The organism is Pseudomonas sp. 14P_8.1_Bac3 (genome assembly GCF_025466085.1).
Taxonomy (GTDB): domain Bacteria; phylum Pseudomonadota; class Gammaproteobacteria; order Pseudomonadales; family Pseudomonadaceae; genus Aquipseudomonas.
On sequence record NZ_JANLOD010000052.1, the window covers coordinates 25665 to 43165 of the forward strand.

6 protein-coding genes are annotated in these 17501 nt (G+C 63.2%); 5 read left to right on the top strand and 1 reads right to left on the bottom strand.

Features of this window, described 5'->3' with window-relative positions; translation table 11 throughout:
• Window positions 1–8: 8 nt before the first annotated feature.
• Window positions 9–356: a hypothetical protein gene (locus NTD84_RS17005; protein WP_410017365.1), complete on the bottom strand. Its 348-nt coding sequence runs from the start codon at window positions 354–356 to the stop codon at window positions 9–11.
• 224 nt (window positions 357–580) lie between these two features.
• Between NTD84_RS17005 and NTD84_RS17010 the strand changes: the two genes are divergently transcribed.
• From NTD84_RS17010 to NTD84_RS17030, 5 genes are all read left to right on the top strand, one after another.
• Window positions 581–1231: an STN domain-containing protein gene (locus NTD84_RS17010; RefSeq protein WP_262167718.1), complete on the top strand. Its 651-nt coding sequence runs from the start codon at window positions 581–583 to the stop codon at window positions 1229–1231.
• Window positions 1228–1776 carry an RNA polymerase sigma factor gene (locus tag NTD84_RS17015; RefSeq protein ID WP_262167621.1) on the top strand — a complete coding sequence of 183 codons (549 nt, stop codon included), beginning with the start codon at window positions 1228–1230 and terminating at the stop codon, window positions 1774–1776. Before NTD84_RS17010 ends, NTD84_RS17015 begins: the two co-directional genes overlap by 4 nt.
• A gap of 34 nt (window positions 1777–1810) precedes the next feature.
• Window positions 1811–2752 (top strand): FecR family protein, encoded by a 942-nt coding sequence (locus tag NTD84_RS17020; protein WP_262167623.1) that lies wholly within the window; start codon window positions 1811–1813, stop codon window positions 2750–2752.
• A 349-nt stretch (window positions 2753–3101) separates the two neighbouring features.
• Window positions 3102–15581, top strand: coding sequence for a filamentous haemagglutinin family protein (locus NTD84_RS17025; RefSeq protein WP_262167625.1), 12480 nt, complete (start codon window positions 3102–3104; stop codon window positions 15579–15581).
• 324 nt (window positions 15582–15905) lie between these two features.
• The gene (locus tag NTD84_RS17030; protein WP_262167627.1) at window positions 15906–17483 is read left to right on the top strand and encodes a ShlB/FhaC/HecB family hemolysin secretion/activation protein; all 1578 of its coding nucleotides are present in this window, start codon (window positions 15906–15908) and stop codon (window positions 17481–17483) included.
• Window positions 17484–17501: the final 18 nt, after the last annotated feature.

A 17501-nucleotide genomic window follows, 5' to 3' on the forward strand; every position in this document is an offset into this window, starting at 1 on the left:
CGATCCGGCTATTGCCCGATCAACAAGGGTGACGTACCGCTGACGACGGCGGGCCGCTGAGGCTTGACCGAGGTGCCGAAGGTATTCCCCATACGCGTACTGGTGGCGGCGGGAGTCGCCAAGCCGATCTGGTTTGGCGGACGCTTGTTGACCGGCAGGTTGATGCCTTGCCGGTTTTTCTGCGCGGCAGCAGCCCCGGCCGGATTGTTGCCCATCTGCTGGCTCAGGCAGTTGTAGTCCGGCGCCTTGTAGCCACCGACCGAGACTTCGACGCAACCCGTCGGTTCTTCGGCCTGGACCAGCGACAGTCCGGTCATCAGCAGCGCGCCCGCTGCAATGCTCATCAAGTGTTTCATTCAAGGCCTCCTGGCCGACCCGGTTCAGGTCAAGCATGAACCTGAGTCTAGTGCACGACGGTTTAACGTCTCGTGATGGTTTTTTTGCACCGCCCGTCACATCAGATTCATATACAGCTATCAGGATGACGGTTTTCAGGGATACCTCAGCCGTGCAGCGAGGCAGAGCAAGGGACGCGCGTCATTTTCCATCGCATCGAGTTCGCCAGGTTTGCCTGACGTGGCTGCTTGTGTTGATAGCGCCCTGGGTGGTTGCCGGTGCCGTCGATCCGCTGACGCCGCTGGACCTGAACATCCCGGCCCAGGAACTGGCCAGCGCACTGGAACAATTCAGCCGTTCCACGGGGATGGCTGTGCTGGTGGACCGGCAGTTGACCCGCGGTCGGCGTTCGACAGCCGTCAAGGGCCGCTTGAGCGCGACCGATGCGTTGAGCCGTTTGCTCGACGGCAGTGGCCTGATGGCCCGCTATGCCCGGGGGGATGCGTTCACGTTGCAAGCGGCCAAAGTGGCCGAGCTGCCAACCGGTTCGGTGTCGGTGACACAGAGTTCTTCTCTGGCCGGCAACAGCTATGCAACGGCGATTCAAGTGGCGCTCGAACGCAGTTTGTGCCGCTTGCCAGCCATCCGGCCAGGCAGTTTTCGCGCGCTGCTGCAAGTGTGGATCGGTCGTGATGGTGTGGTGCAGCACAGCCGCCTGGTCAGTTCCACGGGCGATGCCGAGCGCGACGCGGCGCTGGTGGAGAGTTTGCGTAACCTGAACATCGAACGCCCGGCGCCAAGTTCGCTCAGCCAGCCGGTCACATTGCTTTTGCTACCGGAGTCATCAGGTAAACGCATGGAATGCTCAAATGGGAAGGGAGTTTCCGGGGGATGAAAGACACCGGGAAAAGTTCGATGGTCACGCTGTTCCTGACCTCGTATGACGACTTCAAGGCGCGTTTGCGTCGACGCCTGGGTTCGGAGGATCTGGCCAGCGACGTCCTGCATGAAACCTATCTGCGGGTCGACCGCATGGAAGAACCGCCGAATATCACTCAACCCAATGCTTATCTGTACCGCATGGCCCTGAACATTGCCGCGGACCGGCGCCAGTCGGACGGCCGATTGCTGACCGGCAGTGAGATAGAGGAATTGTTGCAAGTGTCCGATGAAGCACTCGACCCGGCGCGAGTGGTGGGCGGGCAGAAAGATATCCAGTTGCTGCTCGACGCGCTGTACGAATTACCCGCCCGTCGGCGCAAGATTTTTGTCGCTGCGCGTCTGGAAGAGGCGCCGCACCTGGAAATTTCCCAGCGTTTCGGGATATCGACCCGCATGGTCGAGAAGGAGGTCAAAGCCGCTTTGAGCCATTGTGCCGGCCGCCTGGAAAGAAAAGTGTTTCAGCGGTTCGGTCCCGGGGCGGGAAAACCGTCTCAGTAGAAGAGCCCAGATTAATCCGTGAGTATCCCCGCGCTTGAACATCTTTCGTTTTCCATCGCCTGAATCGACACCTCAGGACCGGCTCACCCTGGAGGCCCGCGACTGGCTGGTACTGCTGACCTCCGGCCGGGCAACCGTGGCTGACGCCCGCGCACTGCGCGAGTGGTGCGCGCAAAGCGCTGAGCACGCCCAAGCCTTCGAGCAGGCCAAGGTGTTGTGGCAGCAATTGGGCCGTGCGCTCGAACAGCCACGGGTGCCACGGCATCTGGGCCGTCGGGCATTCCTCGGGGGCGCCATTGCCGCGTCCGCCGCGTTCTTCCTGATTCGCGGGACTGTGCCCGGCGGTTTCTCAGGCCTCGGGGCGGACTACATCACTGAGGTCGGCGAGCAACGGCGCGTCGATCTGGAGGACGGCGTAAGCCTGGAACTCAATACCCAGACCCGGATCAATCGCCGGGAAAGTGCCGGGGGCACTCGGGATTTGGTACTGCTCAGCGGTGAGGTTGAGGTGCAGACACGGGCCAGTGTCGTATTGAAGATGCAGGCCGGGACCGGTTGGCTCAGCGCCAGCCAGGCCAGGTTCAATCTGCGCAATACCGACCAGAATGTTTGCGTGACTTGCCTGGACGGCGCTCTGCAGGTGGATGTCCTCGGCCGCAGCATTCGCTTGGAGAGTGGCCAGCAACTGACGTATGGCGCCCGCCAGGCTGGCACCCCGCAAGCAGTCGATACGTCGTTGGTCATCGCCTGGCGTCAGCAGATTCTGGTGTTCAAAGACGCGACACTGGCGACGGTGATCGATGAAATCAACCGTTATCGTCCCGGTATGTTGCTGTTGCTCAACAGCGAACTGGGCAAACGCAAGGTCCAGGCGCGGTTCAGCCTGGATCAACTGGCCGGGGTCGCGTTAATGATTCGCGATGCCTATGGCGTCAAATGCACCGAGTTGCCGGGCGGGGTGGTGGTGCTGAGCTAGGACGACGGCCACTCTGAATCACTGCAACGTCCCAGTCATCTGCCGATACACGCCTGCCCGCAGGCCACCCTGTAGGCGCGAGCATGCTCGCGATGGTCGTTAACAATGGCGCGGGCTGCCTGAATGAACGCGGCGCACCGGCGTTCATCGCCAGCAGGCTGGCTCCTACAGGTTTCGGGGTATCTGCGTTTCCAGGGGATTCCGTGAGGAATATTTTTTGGTTACTCCTCCATCATGAAGTTTGTGTGACATCCGTTCGGTCCAGCGCTGCGCCAACTGCCTATGTCGTAACAGCAGGTTTTACTCAACCTGCGGCCTCTTGCGCCATTTGAAAAAGGACCTGGTAGTGATGCTCGTTCGCCAAGCTCGTCGCAAAACCCATTCTCTGTCGGTACGCCGTGACGCTGCGCGTTCGGTTGACCCGGCGCTGTGGTTGCTTAAACCATTGGCCCAGGCGATTGCACTGTGCCTGGTGGCCGGCAGTGCCGAGGCGGCCACGGCGTTCAGTTCGAACTGGTTCGCCGCCAAGGGGGCAGCGCAGCAGGCGGCAGCAGCGCGGCCGGCGAATGGCTTGCCGGGCATGACCCCGCCGCTGGCGCAGCAGCAACGCGCCCGGCAACAACTGGCGCGTTCGGTGCAGACGCTCAATAACACCGTGGCGGCGATTGCCGCGCAACAGGCTGCGCAAGCGGCGGGGCGCGCAGCGGCGTTCGGCACTGTGCAGTTTGTGCCGAATGGCTTGGGCGAGGGCGGTTTGAAGGTCGATACCGGTCTGACCCAAGGGTGGGAGAACGCCAAGGGGCCGCAGCAGACCCAGTCCGGCGGCAAGACCACGGTGAAGATCGAGCAGACCGCCGACAAGGCGATTCTCAACTGGGAAACCTTCAACGTCGGCCGCGACACCACGGTGGAATTCGCCCAGCAATCGAACTGGGCGGTGCTCAACCGCGTCAACGATCCAAACGCGCGGGCCAGTCAGATCCAGGGCCAGATCAAGGGCGACGGCACGGTGATGCTGATCAACCGCAATGGCATCGTGTTCAGTGGCACCAGCCAGGTCAACGTGCGAAACCTGGTGGCGGCGGCGACCGACATCAGCGACGTGCAGTTCCGCGAACGTGGCCTGTACTACGACAGCACCGGCAGCCAGCCAACCTTCACCGACGCCGCCGGCAAGGTGCTGGTGGAGCGCGGCGCACGCATCGCAACCCACACACCGAAGCTGTCCACCGATTCCGGCGGTTACGTCTTGCTGCTGGGCAACGAAGTGGAAAACGCCGGGACGATCAGCACCGCCAAGGGCCAAACCGTACTCGGCGCCGGTGACCGTTTCTACATTCGCAAAGGGTCGGGCACGGAAGGCAACGGGTTCTCCACCACCTTTGGCAGCGAAGTCGTCCCGGGCTTCAAATCCGGCGGTTCGGGCAAGGTCAGCAATACAGGGTTGATCCAGGCCTCGACCGGCGACATCACCCTGACCGGTCATGAGGTGGTGCAAAACGGTGTGTTGCTGGCCAGCACCTCGGTGAACACACGCGGCACCCTTCATTTACTCAACCCCACTTCCGACACCACCGGCAGCGTGACCCTCGGACAAGGCAGTGTCAGCGCGATCATGCTCGACAGCAGTGACCTGACGGCGCTGAACAGCCAACACGACGCGGCCTTGACTGCCGTGACGCTCAACAATCGTATCCGCACCGATCAGTCGCGTATCGACATCGGCAGCGGCGGCACCGTCGAGTTTCAGGACGGTTCGATTACCCTGGCCACGGGCGGCCAGGTGGCGGTCGCGGCAGGGCGTCGCAGCCTGGTGCGCAATGGCGCGTTGATCGATGTGTCCGGAGCACTGGGCGTCAAGGTGGCGATGGAAGCCAACAACATCAAGATCAACGTGCAGGGCAACGAGCAACGCGATTCATCGGTCAATCGCAACGAAGGCAAACTCAACAACAACGACGTGTGGGTCGATGTTCGCGATCTGATTTTCGTCCCCGCCGGCACCAATGGCTACGCCACCGATCGCTGGTACACCGCCGGCGGCCTGCTGGAAGTGGGCGGCTACCTCGGCACCCAGGGCCACACCATCGGCGAATGGATGGCCCAGGGCGGTACGGTGACTTTTACCGGCAATGACGTGGTGACCGAGAAGGGCTCGGTCATCAACCTGTCCGGCGGCACCCTCGATGTGCAGAGCGGTTTCATCCGCCAGAGCTGGCTGCGTGGCGCCGACGGGCGTTTGTATGAAGTGTCCCGGGCGCCGGGGGACATCCTCTACACCGGGCTCTACAAGGGTTATGAAGACAGCAGCGAACGTTGGGGCCAGACCAGCTATTACTTCAACCCGCTGATCGCACCAACGCAGCGCGCCGAATCCGGTTACACCGTGGGCCGCGATGCCGGGCAATTGGTAATCGGCACCAGCAATGCAGTGCTGGACGGCCAACTGGTGAGCGAGGTGTTCCAGGGTGAACGCCAGATCCAGGCGCCTCGCGCCGGCCTCGACGGCTATGCCCAGGCCCAGACCGCACAGGCGCGCCGGGCACAGTTGATCATCGGCAATTACCTGCCCAGTTGGTCAGCCACCGCCAACGGTTTGATCTACACCCATGAAGCGGTGATGGATGAGGTGCAGATCGGCGGTGAGCGTCCCGCCGATGGCGGCGACCAGGACTTGACCGGTGCCGTGCCCGATGCCCGCCAAGGCAAGTTGTTCCTGGACACCGACTGGGTCAATGGTTTTGCCCTCGGGGCGCTGAAGGTCGCGGCCAAGGGCAGCGTCGCAGTCAACGAAGCCGTGACTGTCGCTACCGGTGGTGACATTTCCCTGTTCGGCCAGGATGTGCAGGTCCAGGCCGACCTGACCGCACGCGCCGGCAGCGTGAATCTGGGCAGGGGAACAGCGGCCGCCAGCCTGCCACCGTCGCGGGTGACCGTGGCTGAAGGCGTCCGCCTCGATGCTCGCGGGGTGTGGGCGAACTTGCGTACCGACCTGACCGACGCCAACCGCCTGGCCTACCTCAACGGTGGTCAGGTGTCGATCCGCAGCACCGGCGACATCAACCTGGCCAGCGGCAGCGTCATCGACGTGTCGTCCGGCGGCGCGGTGCTGGCCAACGGCAAGACCCGTGGAGGCAAGGGCGGAGACGTTTCCCTTGAGTCCAGCGCGGACCGCGCCCCGGCGCAGTCGCAATTAATCATGGACGGGGAGGTGCGGGGTTACGGCGTCACCGGCGGAGGCACACTGAAAGTCCAGGCCGGCAAGGTGCTGATCGGTGAATCCGGCGACCCCGTCGCCGACCACAACCTGCATTTGACTGCCAATCTGTTCAACACGGGCTTCTCCGCCTACAACGTCATAGGCCTGAACACCCTGCAAGTGGCAGACAACGCGGTGCTCGACGTGTCGATGCCGGTGTATCGTTTTTCCGATTCGGCCGTGGACCAGCCGGGCGGCGCCGACTCCATGGCAGGCCTGGAGTTGTGGGCGCCGACGCTGTTCCAGGAGAACCCGGCCAAAGGCGTGTTGACTCAGCGCGGCGGCGCGAGCCTGTCATTGCAGGCGGGCAGTAACGACGTCAACCTGATGGACCCTGCGAACAACGCCTTGACCATCGGACAGGGTTCACGCATCAGCGTCGATCCCGGTCAACGCATCAACCTGCGCAGTGCAGGTCAGATCACCATTGACGGTGAACTCAATGCCTGGGGCGGCACCCTCGACATTCGCCAGCAGCAGTTTGGCTTGATCAACGTTGAAACCTCACCGCAGGAGGCCGACCCGACGGCCCATCAACGTTCGATCTGGATCGGCGACCACGCGGTACTGGATGTCGCAGGGCGTGCGACCACGGCGGTGGATACGTTGGGCCGTGTCTACGGCCAGGTGGGCAAGGGTGGCAACATCATCATCGGCGGCGAGATCGACGACAAGAAGGCCACCGCGACCTCGGCGGACGCTTATGTGATCGTCCGCCCGGGTGCACGCCTGGAGGCGTCCGGTGCCGAGGCGCTGCTGGATATTCCGGGGGGCGGACCGACCCGGGTAGCCACCGACGGCGGTCGAATTGCCTTGAGTTCCTACAACGGCCTGTTTATCGAGGGTGGCCTGCATGCCGCTGCCGGCGGGGTTGGCGCCGCCGGGGGGCGCCTGGAGATCGTCCTGGATACGCCGATCTACCGCGATAACCAGGGCGACAACCTGGTGCGGGCGCCGAGGGAGATGATTATCGGCCAGGGTCCGGATGACGATCTGTTGCCCACGGACTTGCGTCCGGGTGAAGCCTCCGCATTGCTGCGCTATGGCCATGCCCGACTGAGCGCCGATGACGTGATGTCTGGCGGCTTCGACAGCCTGAGCCTGCTGAGCAATGGCCTGTTGACGTTCGATGGCGATGTCGACTTGCACATGAACCAGAGTTTAAGCCTGTACGCGGGCTCATTTTCCCTGGCAGAGCGCTCCAGGGAAACGGCGCGCATCAACCTGACCGCGCCTTACGTACGGCTCTCGGGATTAGGTGACTACTATGCCCCCGTGTCCGGGTTGAACCGGCCGAGGGTACTGAACACGCCCACCAGCCGGTTATCCGCCGCGCAGTTCACCGCCACCGCAGACTTGATTGACCTGGGCAACGCGTTCTCATTCGGTAGCGAAGGGCTGATCAAACAGGTCAACGGGTCAAACAGTGCGATCAGTCGCCGCAGTTTCGACCTCGTCACCCTCGACAGCAGTGGCGACATACGCCTGCTCGCCAAGCCCGATTTACAAACAGGCTCCAGGGTATGGACCGCAGGCGACCTGCATTTGCGCGGCGCCCAGATCTATCCCGGCACCCGGGTCTGGTCCGATGTGCGCGTCGGTTACCAGAGCGAATCCAGTATCGATCCGCAACGTACGCTGCGCATCAGCAGTCACGGATCGGCGCCGGCAGCGCCACCGTATTCGGTGTTCGGCCGGCTAAAACTGTACGGCGGGATTATCCAGCAGGGTGGGGTCGTCCGTGCGCCCCTGGGTTTGATCACCTTGGGCAACGACGCCTTTGGCGACACCCGTGCGATTCACTTGTTACCGGGTAGCGTGACGTCGGTCAGTGGCGCGGGGTTGATCATGCCGTATGGCGGCACTACCGATGGCACCGACTACCGGTACAACGGCCAGTCCGTCATCCTGCAAGGGATTGCCAACGAAAACACCGGTGTGGTCCTCAGCGCCCAGCACGTCGATGCGCAAACGGGTTCGCTGATCGACCTGTCTGGCGGCGGTGACTTGCGCGGTGCCGGTTTTGTCTCGGGCCGGGGCGGTTCCACCGATGCACGTTTCAATCCGCTGGTGCGCAACGCGGCCGATGGCACGTTCAGCCTGCCGGGCCTGAGCAGCAACCCCGTGTACGCTATCGTCCCGGGTAACCAGAACCTCTATGCGCCGATGCTGGGCGAAGCCGGCGCCAGTGATCCGCGCATTGGTCAACAGATCACCCTCGGCGGCGGTGTGCCAGGCCTGCCGGCCGGTACTTACACGCTGTTGCCCTCGACCTTTGCCTTGCTGCCCGGTGCCTTCCGCGTAGAAGTCAACGGTCAGGCAACGGCCAGCGCAGACAGTGGCGCATTGAGAATGCGAAACGGCTCATGGACCCGATCGGGGCAGATGTCGATTGCCAACACCGGGCTGCGTGACAGCCTCGCCAGCCAGGTCATCCTGACCTCGGCGGATGTGCTGCGGCGCTATTCCCAGTACAACGAAACCAGCTACAACTCATTTGTCCAGAGCGACGCGGCGCGCCGTGGTGTGCCGCGTGGGCAGACTTCCATGGACGGCAAGTCACTCACGCTGTTGTTGAAGAAAAGTGAGCGCGACGTGGCCCTGGATTTCAACGGCAAGGTCCTGTTCGACGCGGCCAAGGGCGGTGTGCTGGGCACTGCCGTGGTGAAGGGCGCGAGTTCGATTGAAATTCTCGCGGCGGGGGCCTCCGGTACGCAAGGCTTTGACGGAATCTCACTGTATGCCGATGCCCTCAACAACCTCGGGGCCGCACGCCTGACCATTGGCGCGACGCCGTTCGTGCAGTACGACACAGCGGGCAATTTCATTCAGTTCAGAGGCGACACCCGTCGCATTACCTTGCGTGAAGGGGCAACGCTCTCGGCGCCGGAAGTCGTGCTGTGGACTTCCGGCCTTGACGGCGGCATCACCCTGGAAGCGGGCGCGGGCATTAATACCCTGGGTCGCGGTGATGTGCCGTACGACTCCTCGGCGGGCTTCATCTATCAGCCAGGCCGAGCCAGCCTGTTGATGGTGTCGAACGGCTGGACCAACGTGCTGGCGCCAGAGGCGCCAAACGATCGGGAAGGTGCCGGCAGTATTCGCATCGGCACGTGCCCGGCGACAGGTTGCACCCACCCTTCATTGCTGTATTCGAACGGCAGCATCAGCGCGGCCACCGACAACCAGTTTGAACTCGGTGAGTCGGTGCGTTTCGGGACCCGTCACCTGGCCCTGGCTGTCGGCGCAGTAAACGCGGGCAGCGCCGAGGCGCTCGCAGCGGCCGGCGGTCTTTTGCCGGCCGGCCTGACCCTGAACCAGAACGTCCTGGATCGTTTGCTGCGCGGCGACACTCAATTCGGTGCGCCAGCCCTGGAAACCCTTAGCCTGACCACACGTGACTCATTCAATTTCATTGGCAGCGTCACCCTCGATACCCTGGACCCGCAAACTGGCAAGAGTCGCCTGGACAACCTGATCATGGTCACGCCCGCCATCTATGGCCTGGGCGATGCCAACGATGTGGCGACGATCCGCACGGGCAACCTGATCTGGAACGGCGCGACCCAGGCACCCGGCACCGTGGTCAACGGTGGCGCGGGCACCGGCCATGGCACCCTGGACATCCAGGCACAACGCGTCGAGTTCGGCTACGGCCCGAATCCGCAACCCAATGGTCTGGACCAGAACAACCGTCTGGCGCTGGGTTTTGCCAACGTCAACCTGACGGCCAGCGAACGCATCACCGCCAACCACAAGGGCAGCCTCGCGGTTTACGAACAGCAGGGCGCCTACGACCCGGTCAAGGGTTACGCCTACAGCGGCGGCAACCTCAACCTGCGCACGCCGTTGCTCACTGGCGAAGCCGGGTCTGTCAACCTGCTGAAGGCCGGCAATAACCTGACCCTGACATCAGCGGGTGACGACCCTACGGCCGTCGCCGCCAACGCCCTGGGCGCGGAGTTGACCCTCGACGCGCGCAACGTGCTGCTGGACAGCCGCATCGCACTGGCCAGCGGCAAACTGGTGGTCAAGGCCGAAGATGACGTGACACTGACCCGCCACGCTGACCTGGATCTGGCCGGCCGCACGCTGCCGTTCAACGACGTGAATAAATACAGCTGGGGCGGCGACGTGGCGCTGTACAGCAGCAACGGCAACATTCGTCAGGCCGCCGGTTCGCGCATTGACCTGACGGCGGTCAACAACCAGGCCGGTAACCTGAGCGCCGTAGCGCTGGCGACCGGCGCGGGGATGGTCGACCTACAGGGTGAAATACTCGGCGGCAGTAGCGGCTTCTACGACGCCGGTGGCACCTGGGTGCCCTACAAAGCGGGCGGTGTGGACATCCGTGCGCAGCAACTGGGCAGCAGCGCAGACCTGAACGGCGAATTTGCCGCACTCAACCAACGCCTGAACGCCGGGCAGGTGGTCGGCAGCCGCAGCTTCCAGCTCAAGCAAGGCAGCCTGGTGATCGGCGACGAGCTCAAGGCCGGTGATATCAATGTCTCGGTGGATAACGGCAGTCTCACCGTCGTGGGCCTGATCGACGCGAGTGGCGAGCGGGTTGGCAGCATACGCTTGTCGGGCAAAAACGGCCTGACCGTGGCCGGCAGCGCGGTGCTCGATGCCCATGGGCGCAGGCTGCGAGTCGACAGCTACGGCAAGATCATCGACGCACCGAACCGCGCGATGGTCGAACTGAGCTCCGGCGATGGCGTGCTGACGCTGGCCACCGGGGCACGGATCGACCTGCGTCATGGCACCGACGTCGCCATCGGCAATCTGCCGGGGCAACATGACGGTCGCCTGCGCGGCACGCTGGAACTGAACGCACCGCGCATGGGTGCAAGTGACATCGCCATCGACGCCAGCGGTGCGCTGGACATCCAGGGCGCACGTTCAATCGGGCTCAACGCCACGCGCCGCTATACCGACGCCGCCGACGGCACAGACCCGGCGGCCAGCGGGCGTCCGTATCAGATCATCGACCAGGCTTATCTGAATCGCATTCACGTCGACAGCACTGCGTTCATTGACGCCGCCCTGGGCAACGCCGATTTGCTGCAACGCAAACTGGCCGGCCTGAACAACCCAACCTACGCCGACGCATTTCACCTGCGACCCGGCGTGGAAATCGCCAGCAAGACCGCCGATGGCGATCTGGTGGTGCAAGGCGACCTGGACCTGTCCGGCTACCGCTATGCCAGCCTCAACCCGCACACCCGCAAGACCTCGGTGTACGGTTCGGGTGAAGCCGGCAGCCTGTTGATTCGCGCCGGTGGCAACCTGGACATCCACGGCAGCATCAACGACGGTTTCGCTCCGCCACCGGCAACGGTGGACGACAACGGCTGGAAGCTGATACCGGGCATGCTGCCGTTTGGCGGCGATGTGGTCGTCCCCGGCGCGGGGGTGGAACTTGCCGAAGGCACGCAATTCCCGATCGGAGCGGTACTCAATTATGACCTGCCCATCCAGGCGGGCAGCCTGGCCAGTGGCACTGTGTTGCCCACCCAGGGGATTCTGGCCGAGTCGTATACCTTCAGCGCCGGCACCGTATTGGCAGGCGCGGTACATGACGCAGCGGGAAACCTGCTTTACCCCGCAGGCACTTTACTGAACGACAGCCTGACCCTGCCGGCCGGCAGCCGTTTGGGGGCCGGCACCCGGTTAAACCAGATCACTGCATTGCAAGGCCTGCTCTGGCCCAAGGGCGTAGCGTTGCCTGGACGTTACAACCCCGACGATCAGACAACCGTTGGCGTGCGCCTTGCGGGTTCGCTGGGCTTGCTTCGCGGATCGTTGATCCCGTCCATGACCAATGTTGTGTTGGCCGAAGGCACCGACATGATCGAACTGCGCCCGTTGGGTGCTCAACAAGGCCAGAACTGGGCCCTGGCGAGCATGCTGCCGTCCGGCAGCGCCTCATGGTCGATGCGTGTGGTAGCGGGCGCCGACATGGACGCCGCCGACAGCCGGGCGATTAAACCGCTGGGTACGGATGGCAACCTGCGACTCGCCGATACCCATTACGGTATGCAGGTGAAAAACGGTGCACCTCTGGTCTGGACTGTCGGCAACTCGTTTGGCATGCCGGCCTATGAACCGGTGCCGGACGACCTGCTGGCAAAATGCGCGGATGACCCGGCCGCTTGCGCGCCGATCGCGCAGTGGACCTGGGCGCCTGGTAACTGGCTGGGGATGCCGGATTACGAGCCGGTCACCGACGACATGCTGGAATACTGCGTCGCGATCCCGGAACTCTGTGTCGAAAGTAAGCCGGGTAAAGTCGCCAAGGTGCACACCCAGATGTTCAGCGTCCTGCGCACCGGCACCGGTGACCTCGATGTGTTGGCCTCGGGGAGCTTGAGCATGAATTCACTCTTCGGCGTATACACCGCCGGCACGCAATCGGCCGATGTTGATGCCCGTTACAACCAGCTCCGTGGGCGTTTGTCGGATGATGATTCGGTGTTGGGCAGCGCCGGCAAGGATTATGAAAAGTGGGTCGATGGTGGCAGTGACAGTGTCTATCAGGCCTGGTTTCCGCAGATGGGCGGCAACCTGACCATCAGTGCCGGGGGCGATGTGTCGGGCGACGTGGTCGGACGCGCCACGGGGATCAGTCCTGGAACGCGCAAACAGAACGCAAGCGTTGCCGTGGGGAACTGGCTGTGGCGCCAAGGCACTGGCAACGATGAAGTCCCGACCGCGTGGTGGATCAACTTCGGTAGTTATGCCAGCCAGCCGCTGCCTGATTCCGGCGCGGATCCGGCACCGTACCTGGTCGGGTTTACTGGTTTTGGCACGTTGGGCGGCGGCAACCTCAGCCTGCGCGTGGGCGGCGATGGCGGCATGCTCCGGTCGGCGGGGGACGTGCATACCAAGGACCAATACCCGCGAAGCCAGGGCCTTGTCGTGGCGGTGGGCAGCACTGGCCGGGTGGCCGGCGATGGCAGTCTGCAACTGACCGGTGGCGGTGACATGGACATCCGCATCGGTGGCAGGCTCAATCCGTCGCTGCAAGCCAGGGCGGGGGAGTCCGGTCTGGCGCCACCGCATCATGATTTGCAGGGTGCGCTGATCAACCTGCGCGGTGCGGTGCAATTGACGGCGTCTGCAGCCGGTGGCGTCAGGTTGCAGTACGGCTCGTTTGCCGGGAACCAGGACCAGCGCGAAAGTCGCGGCTACGATCCGTTTACCGCCACCACCAGCAGCGCCACGGGCGGCCTGGTGCTGATTCCGGGGGATTCGGCGATGCGCCTCGGCACCCGCGGTGATCTGGTTGTCGGTGGCACAGCAGACGCCGGCCGGGTGGTGTTGCAGAACTCCAGCGCGTTCACGACTCCTGATGGCGTGACGCATGCGGGCGGAGGTTTGACCGGCTTCTCGTTGTGGACCGATCACACGGCCATCGACCTGTTCTCGGCCGGGGGTAACCTTGCACCGAGCACATCGATGGCGGAAACGCTCAACAATTCGATCATTCCTGGCGGCAGCAACGCTTCACCGACGGACAATCGCTTCGTGATGCCCTCGATCCTGCGTGCGGTCGCCGGGCAGGGCTCTATCTACTTCGGCTCATCGGCCGGCTACTTTGGTGGGAACAGCAACTTTCCGGGTGCATCCTACTCAGTGCTGCTGGCACCCTCGAATGCGGGGCAGCTTGAAATGCTGGCCGGTAATTCCATCTACGCGGGCGGCTACGCAATCAATCAGTCGGGTGCGAGCCCGACATCGATTGCCACGCCATTTGCGCCAGCCTTCAATGGCTACCTGGGCGGCCCGTACCCCAAGCTGATCATGACCAATGCCGGGGCGGACGGCGTAGTGGCTGACGCCAACCGACGCTATCCGTTGTTTGCCTTCGGACCTGACAGCTATTCGGGCAGGAGCGGCGTTCAAGCGCCTGCACGGTTTTATGCGTTGACCGGGGATCTGGTGGGCATTCGCAGTGGTGAAACCCTGAGCTTCAGTGATTCGAAACACACATGGTACGAAGCGGCGGGCCCGGTCTGGATGTTGGCCGGCCGCGATATCGTCGCATCGGGTACGGTGGTAGGCCAACCTGCCGTGGTGACTCGGGATGCCTTCGGCACTAGTCGGGATACCATTACGTCCACCGGCAACCTGTTCATCCATAACGATGCACGGGATGTCTCGCGGGTTTCCGCCGGTCGCGACATTCTCTACAGCAGCTTCGACATCGGCGGCCCCGGCACGCTGGAAATCACCGCCGGGCGCAATATTCTGATGGAAGATCGCGGCCGGGTGACCAGCATCGGGCCGGTGATCGCGGGCGATCAACGTCCGGGCGCGAGCCTGGTGCTGCAAGCCGGCGTGGGGGCGCAGGGGGTGGATTATTCACGCTTCATCGCACGTTACCTGGATCCGGAAAACCTCGCCGTCAGTGGCACGCCACTGGCTGCGCAACCGGGCAAGGTGGTCAAGACCTACGGCGAGGAACTGCTGACCTGGCTGACCCTGGGTTACGGGTTCAGTGGCAGCGAGGAGCAGGCGCGTGCGTTCTACGCCACGTTGCCGAGCGTCGAGCAGGCCGTGTTCGCGCGTCAGGTGTACTTCGCTGAACTGCGTGCCGGCGGCCTGGAATACGCTGACCAGGGCGGCCCCCGCCAGGGCAGTTACCTGCGTGGTCGCAACGCGATTGCCGCGTTGTTCCCAACCACCGACGTGGCCGGTAATCCGATCCGTTACGACGGCGACATCACCCTCTACGGTGGTGCGGGAGTCAAGACGCTCTTCGGTGGAGACATCCAGATGCTCACCCCCGGCGGTGGCCAGGTGTTCGGTGTCGAAGGTGCGGCACCGCCGTCGACGTCGGGTGTCGTGACCCAGGGCACCGGTAACATCCAGCTGTATGCCCAGGGCAGCATTTTGCTCGGGCAGAGCCGGATCATGACCACGTTTGGCGGCGGGATTATCGGCTGGTCGGCCGAAGGCGACATCAACGCCGGCCGGGGTTCGAAAACCACAGTGGTGTTCACGCCGCCACGACGTGTCTACGACACTTGGGGCAACGTGACACTGGCGCCGGTCGTGCCAAGCACCGGTGCCGGTATCGCCACGCTCAATCCGATTGCCGAAGTACCACCGGGCGACATCGACCTGATTGCGCCGCTGGGTACGATCGATGCCGGTGAGGCGGGGATTCGGGTGTCGGGCAACATCAACATCATTGCTTTGCGAGTGGTCAACGCGGCGAACATCCAGGTACAGGGCAAGTCGTCGGGGATTCCGGTGACGGCGTCGGTAAATACCGGCGCGATCACGTCCGCGAGTTCGGCGGCGACGTCGGCCACGCAAGCCGCCGAGGACATGTCCCGTCAGCAACAGGCGGCGGCACGCAAAAACCAGGCCTCGGTGTTTAGCGTGCAGGTGCTCAGCTTCGGCAACGAACAACTGGCACCGAACCGCGATGGCGCCAGCCACGCGCCAACCCCGATGTATAACCCCGACAGCCCGGTGCAGGTGATCGGCGCTGGCACGCTGGACGAGCGGGCGCGAGGACAGTTGACGGAAGAGGAGCGGGGCAAGTTGATGTTGTAAGCATTCAGTGAAATAGCAGAGGCGGCCTTCGGGCCGCCTTTTTTCGTTTCAGTAACACTCACAAAACCCCGTAGGAGCGGACTTGTCCGCGATGGTCGTCAACGATGACGTTGGCCGCCTGACACCCAGCGGTGCCCTTGAGTCCATCGCGAGTGTGCTCGCTCCTGCAGGAATCATGGGTCCTTGAATGAAGCTTTCATGACAATAGTTCGGTAGCACTTCGCCAGCCCGGTCATGCCTGTGTGACGTGTTTGGAGGGGGCCGGTATTCGAGTCCTCTGCCGCAGCGCAGACGGTTATCGGTCATTCGAATTCAGGGGGTGATGTGGATCATTTTTGCAAGTCACGGCTGGCGCTGTGTGGCTGGCTGCTGGTGACGGCGGGTGCGCAGCCGGCATTGGCTGAGGAGCCCAAGCCGGTGGACGTCAACGAATACTTCGTGCGCGGCAACACCGTGCTCGACGCCCGCGCCATCGAAGAAGCGGTGTACCCGTTTCTGGGGCCGGACAAACACCTGAAGGACATTGAAGCCGCCCGCGACGCCTTGCAGAAGGCCTATCAGGATCGCGGCTATCAATCGGTGTTCGTCGAGTTGCCCGAGCAGAAAGTCGAGGACGGCATCGTCTACCTGCAGATCAGCGAAACCAAGGTCGGCCGCGTGCGGGTGGTCGGTGCCAGGCATTATTCGCCCGTGGAGATCCGCGAAGAAGTGCCGGCGTTGCAGGAAGGCCAGGTGCCGGACTTCGCCAAGGTGCAGACCGAGCTTGCGCAGATCAACAAAAATCCCGGGCGCCAGGTCATGCCCCTGGTGCGCGAGGGCCAACGTCCCGGCACCATGGACGTGGACCTGCAGGTCGAAGACCAGGACCCGTGGCAAGCCACCCTTGGCCTGAACAACGACTACAGCGCCGACACCGAGAAACTGCGCAGCGTCGCCAGCTTGGGCTACAACAACCTCTGGCAACTGGGCCACAGCGTCTCGTTGACCTTTTTCACGGCGCCCCAGGACACCGAAAACGCCAAGGTCTGGTCGGGCTCCTACAGCGCGCCACTGAGCGAGCGCTGGAGCGTGCAGTTCTCCGGTTATCAGTCCGACAGCAACGTTGCCACCCTCGGCGGCAGCAACGTGTTGGGCAAGGGGCATTCCTATGGCGTGTCGGCGATCTACACGCTGCCGTCCACCGGCAACTGGTCCAATTCGCTGTCGGCGGGCATCGACTTCAAGGACTTCGACGAGCAGCTGAACTTCGGCGGCGACAGCGACAAGGTCCCGCTCAAGTACGCACCGTTCACCTTCGCCTACAACGGCTTTCGCTACACCGAAAGCTCGCAGTTGAGCCTGAGCCTGAGCCTGGTGGCCGGCACCCGCAGCTTCCTGGGTTACGGCAGCGATGACGAAGATTTCGACTACAAGCGTTATCGCGCGAGCCCCAGTTTTGCCGTGCTCAAGGGCGATACCAGTTTCACCTACACCTTCGAGAACGACTGGCAGAGCGCAAGCAAGGCGTCGTTCCAGGTCGCCTCCGGGCCGCTGGTGTCCAACGAGCAATTTTCTGCCGGTGGCGCCACCTCGGTGCGCGGTTACCTGGCGGCCGAGCGCACCGGTGACGACGGCTACCTGTTGAGTCAGGAACTGCGCACGCCGTCACTGGCCAAGTACCTCGGCAGTTATGTCCAGGAGTGGCGCTTCTACGCCTTCGCCGAAGGCGCCCAGTTGTATTTGCGCGACGAGCTTCCCGATCAAGACGCGGATTACGCCGTGGCCAGCGTTGGCCTGGGCACCCGCGCGAGCTTGAGCAAATGGTTATCCGGCAGCCTGGACTGGGGCTATCCGCTGCTCGATGGACCGAACACCTTGAAACAGGATTCGCGTCTGCATTTCAACCTGCAAGCGACGTTCTGACCCTTACGGAGTAATTTT

Coding starts and splice junctions, on each gene's coding strand:
- NTD84_RS17005 (WP_410017365.1), bottom strand. CDS start 356: ATGAAACACTTGATGAGCATTGCAGCGGGCGCGCTGCTGATGACCGGA.
- NTD84_RS17015 (WP_262167621.1), top strand. CDS start 1,228: ATGAAAGACACCGGGAAAAGTTCGATGGTCACGCTGTTCCTGACCTCG.
- NTD84_RS17025 (WP_262167625.1), top strand. CDS start 3,102: ATGCTCGTTCGCCAAGCTCGTCGCAAAACCCATTCTCTGTCGGTACGC.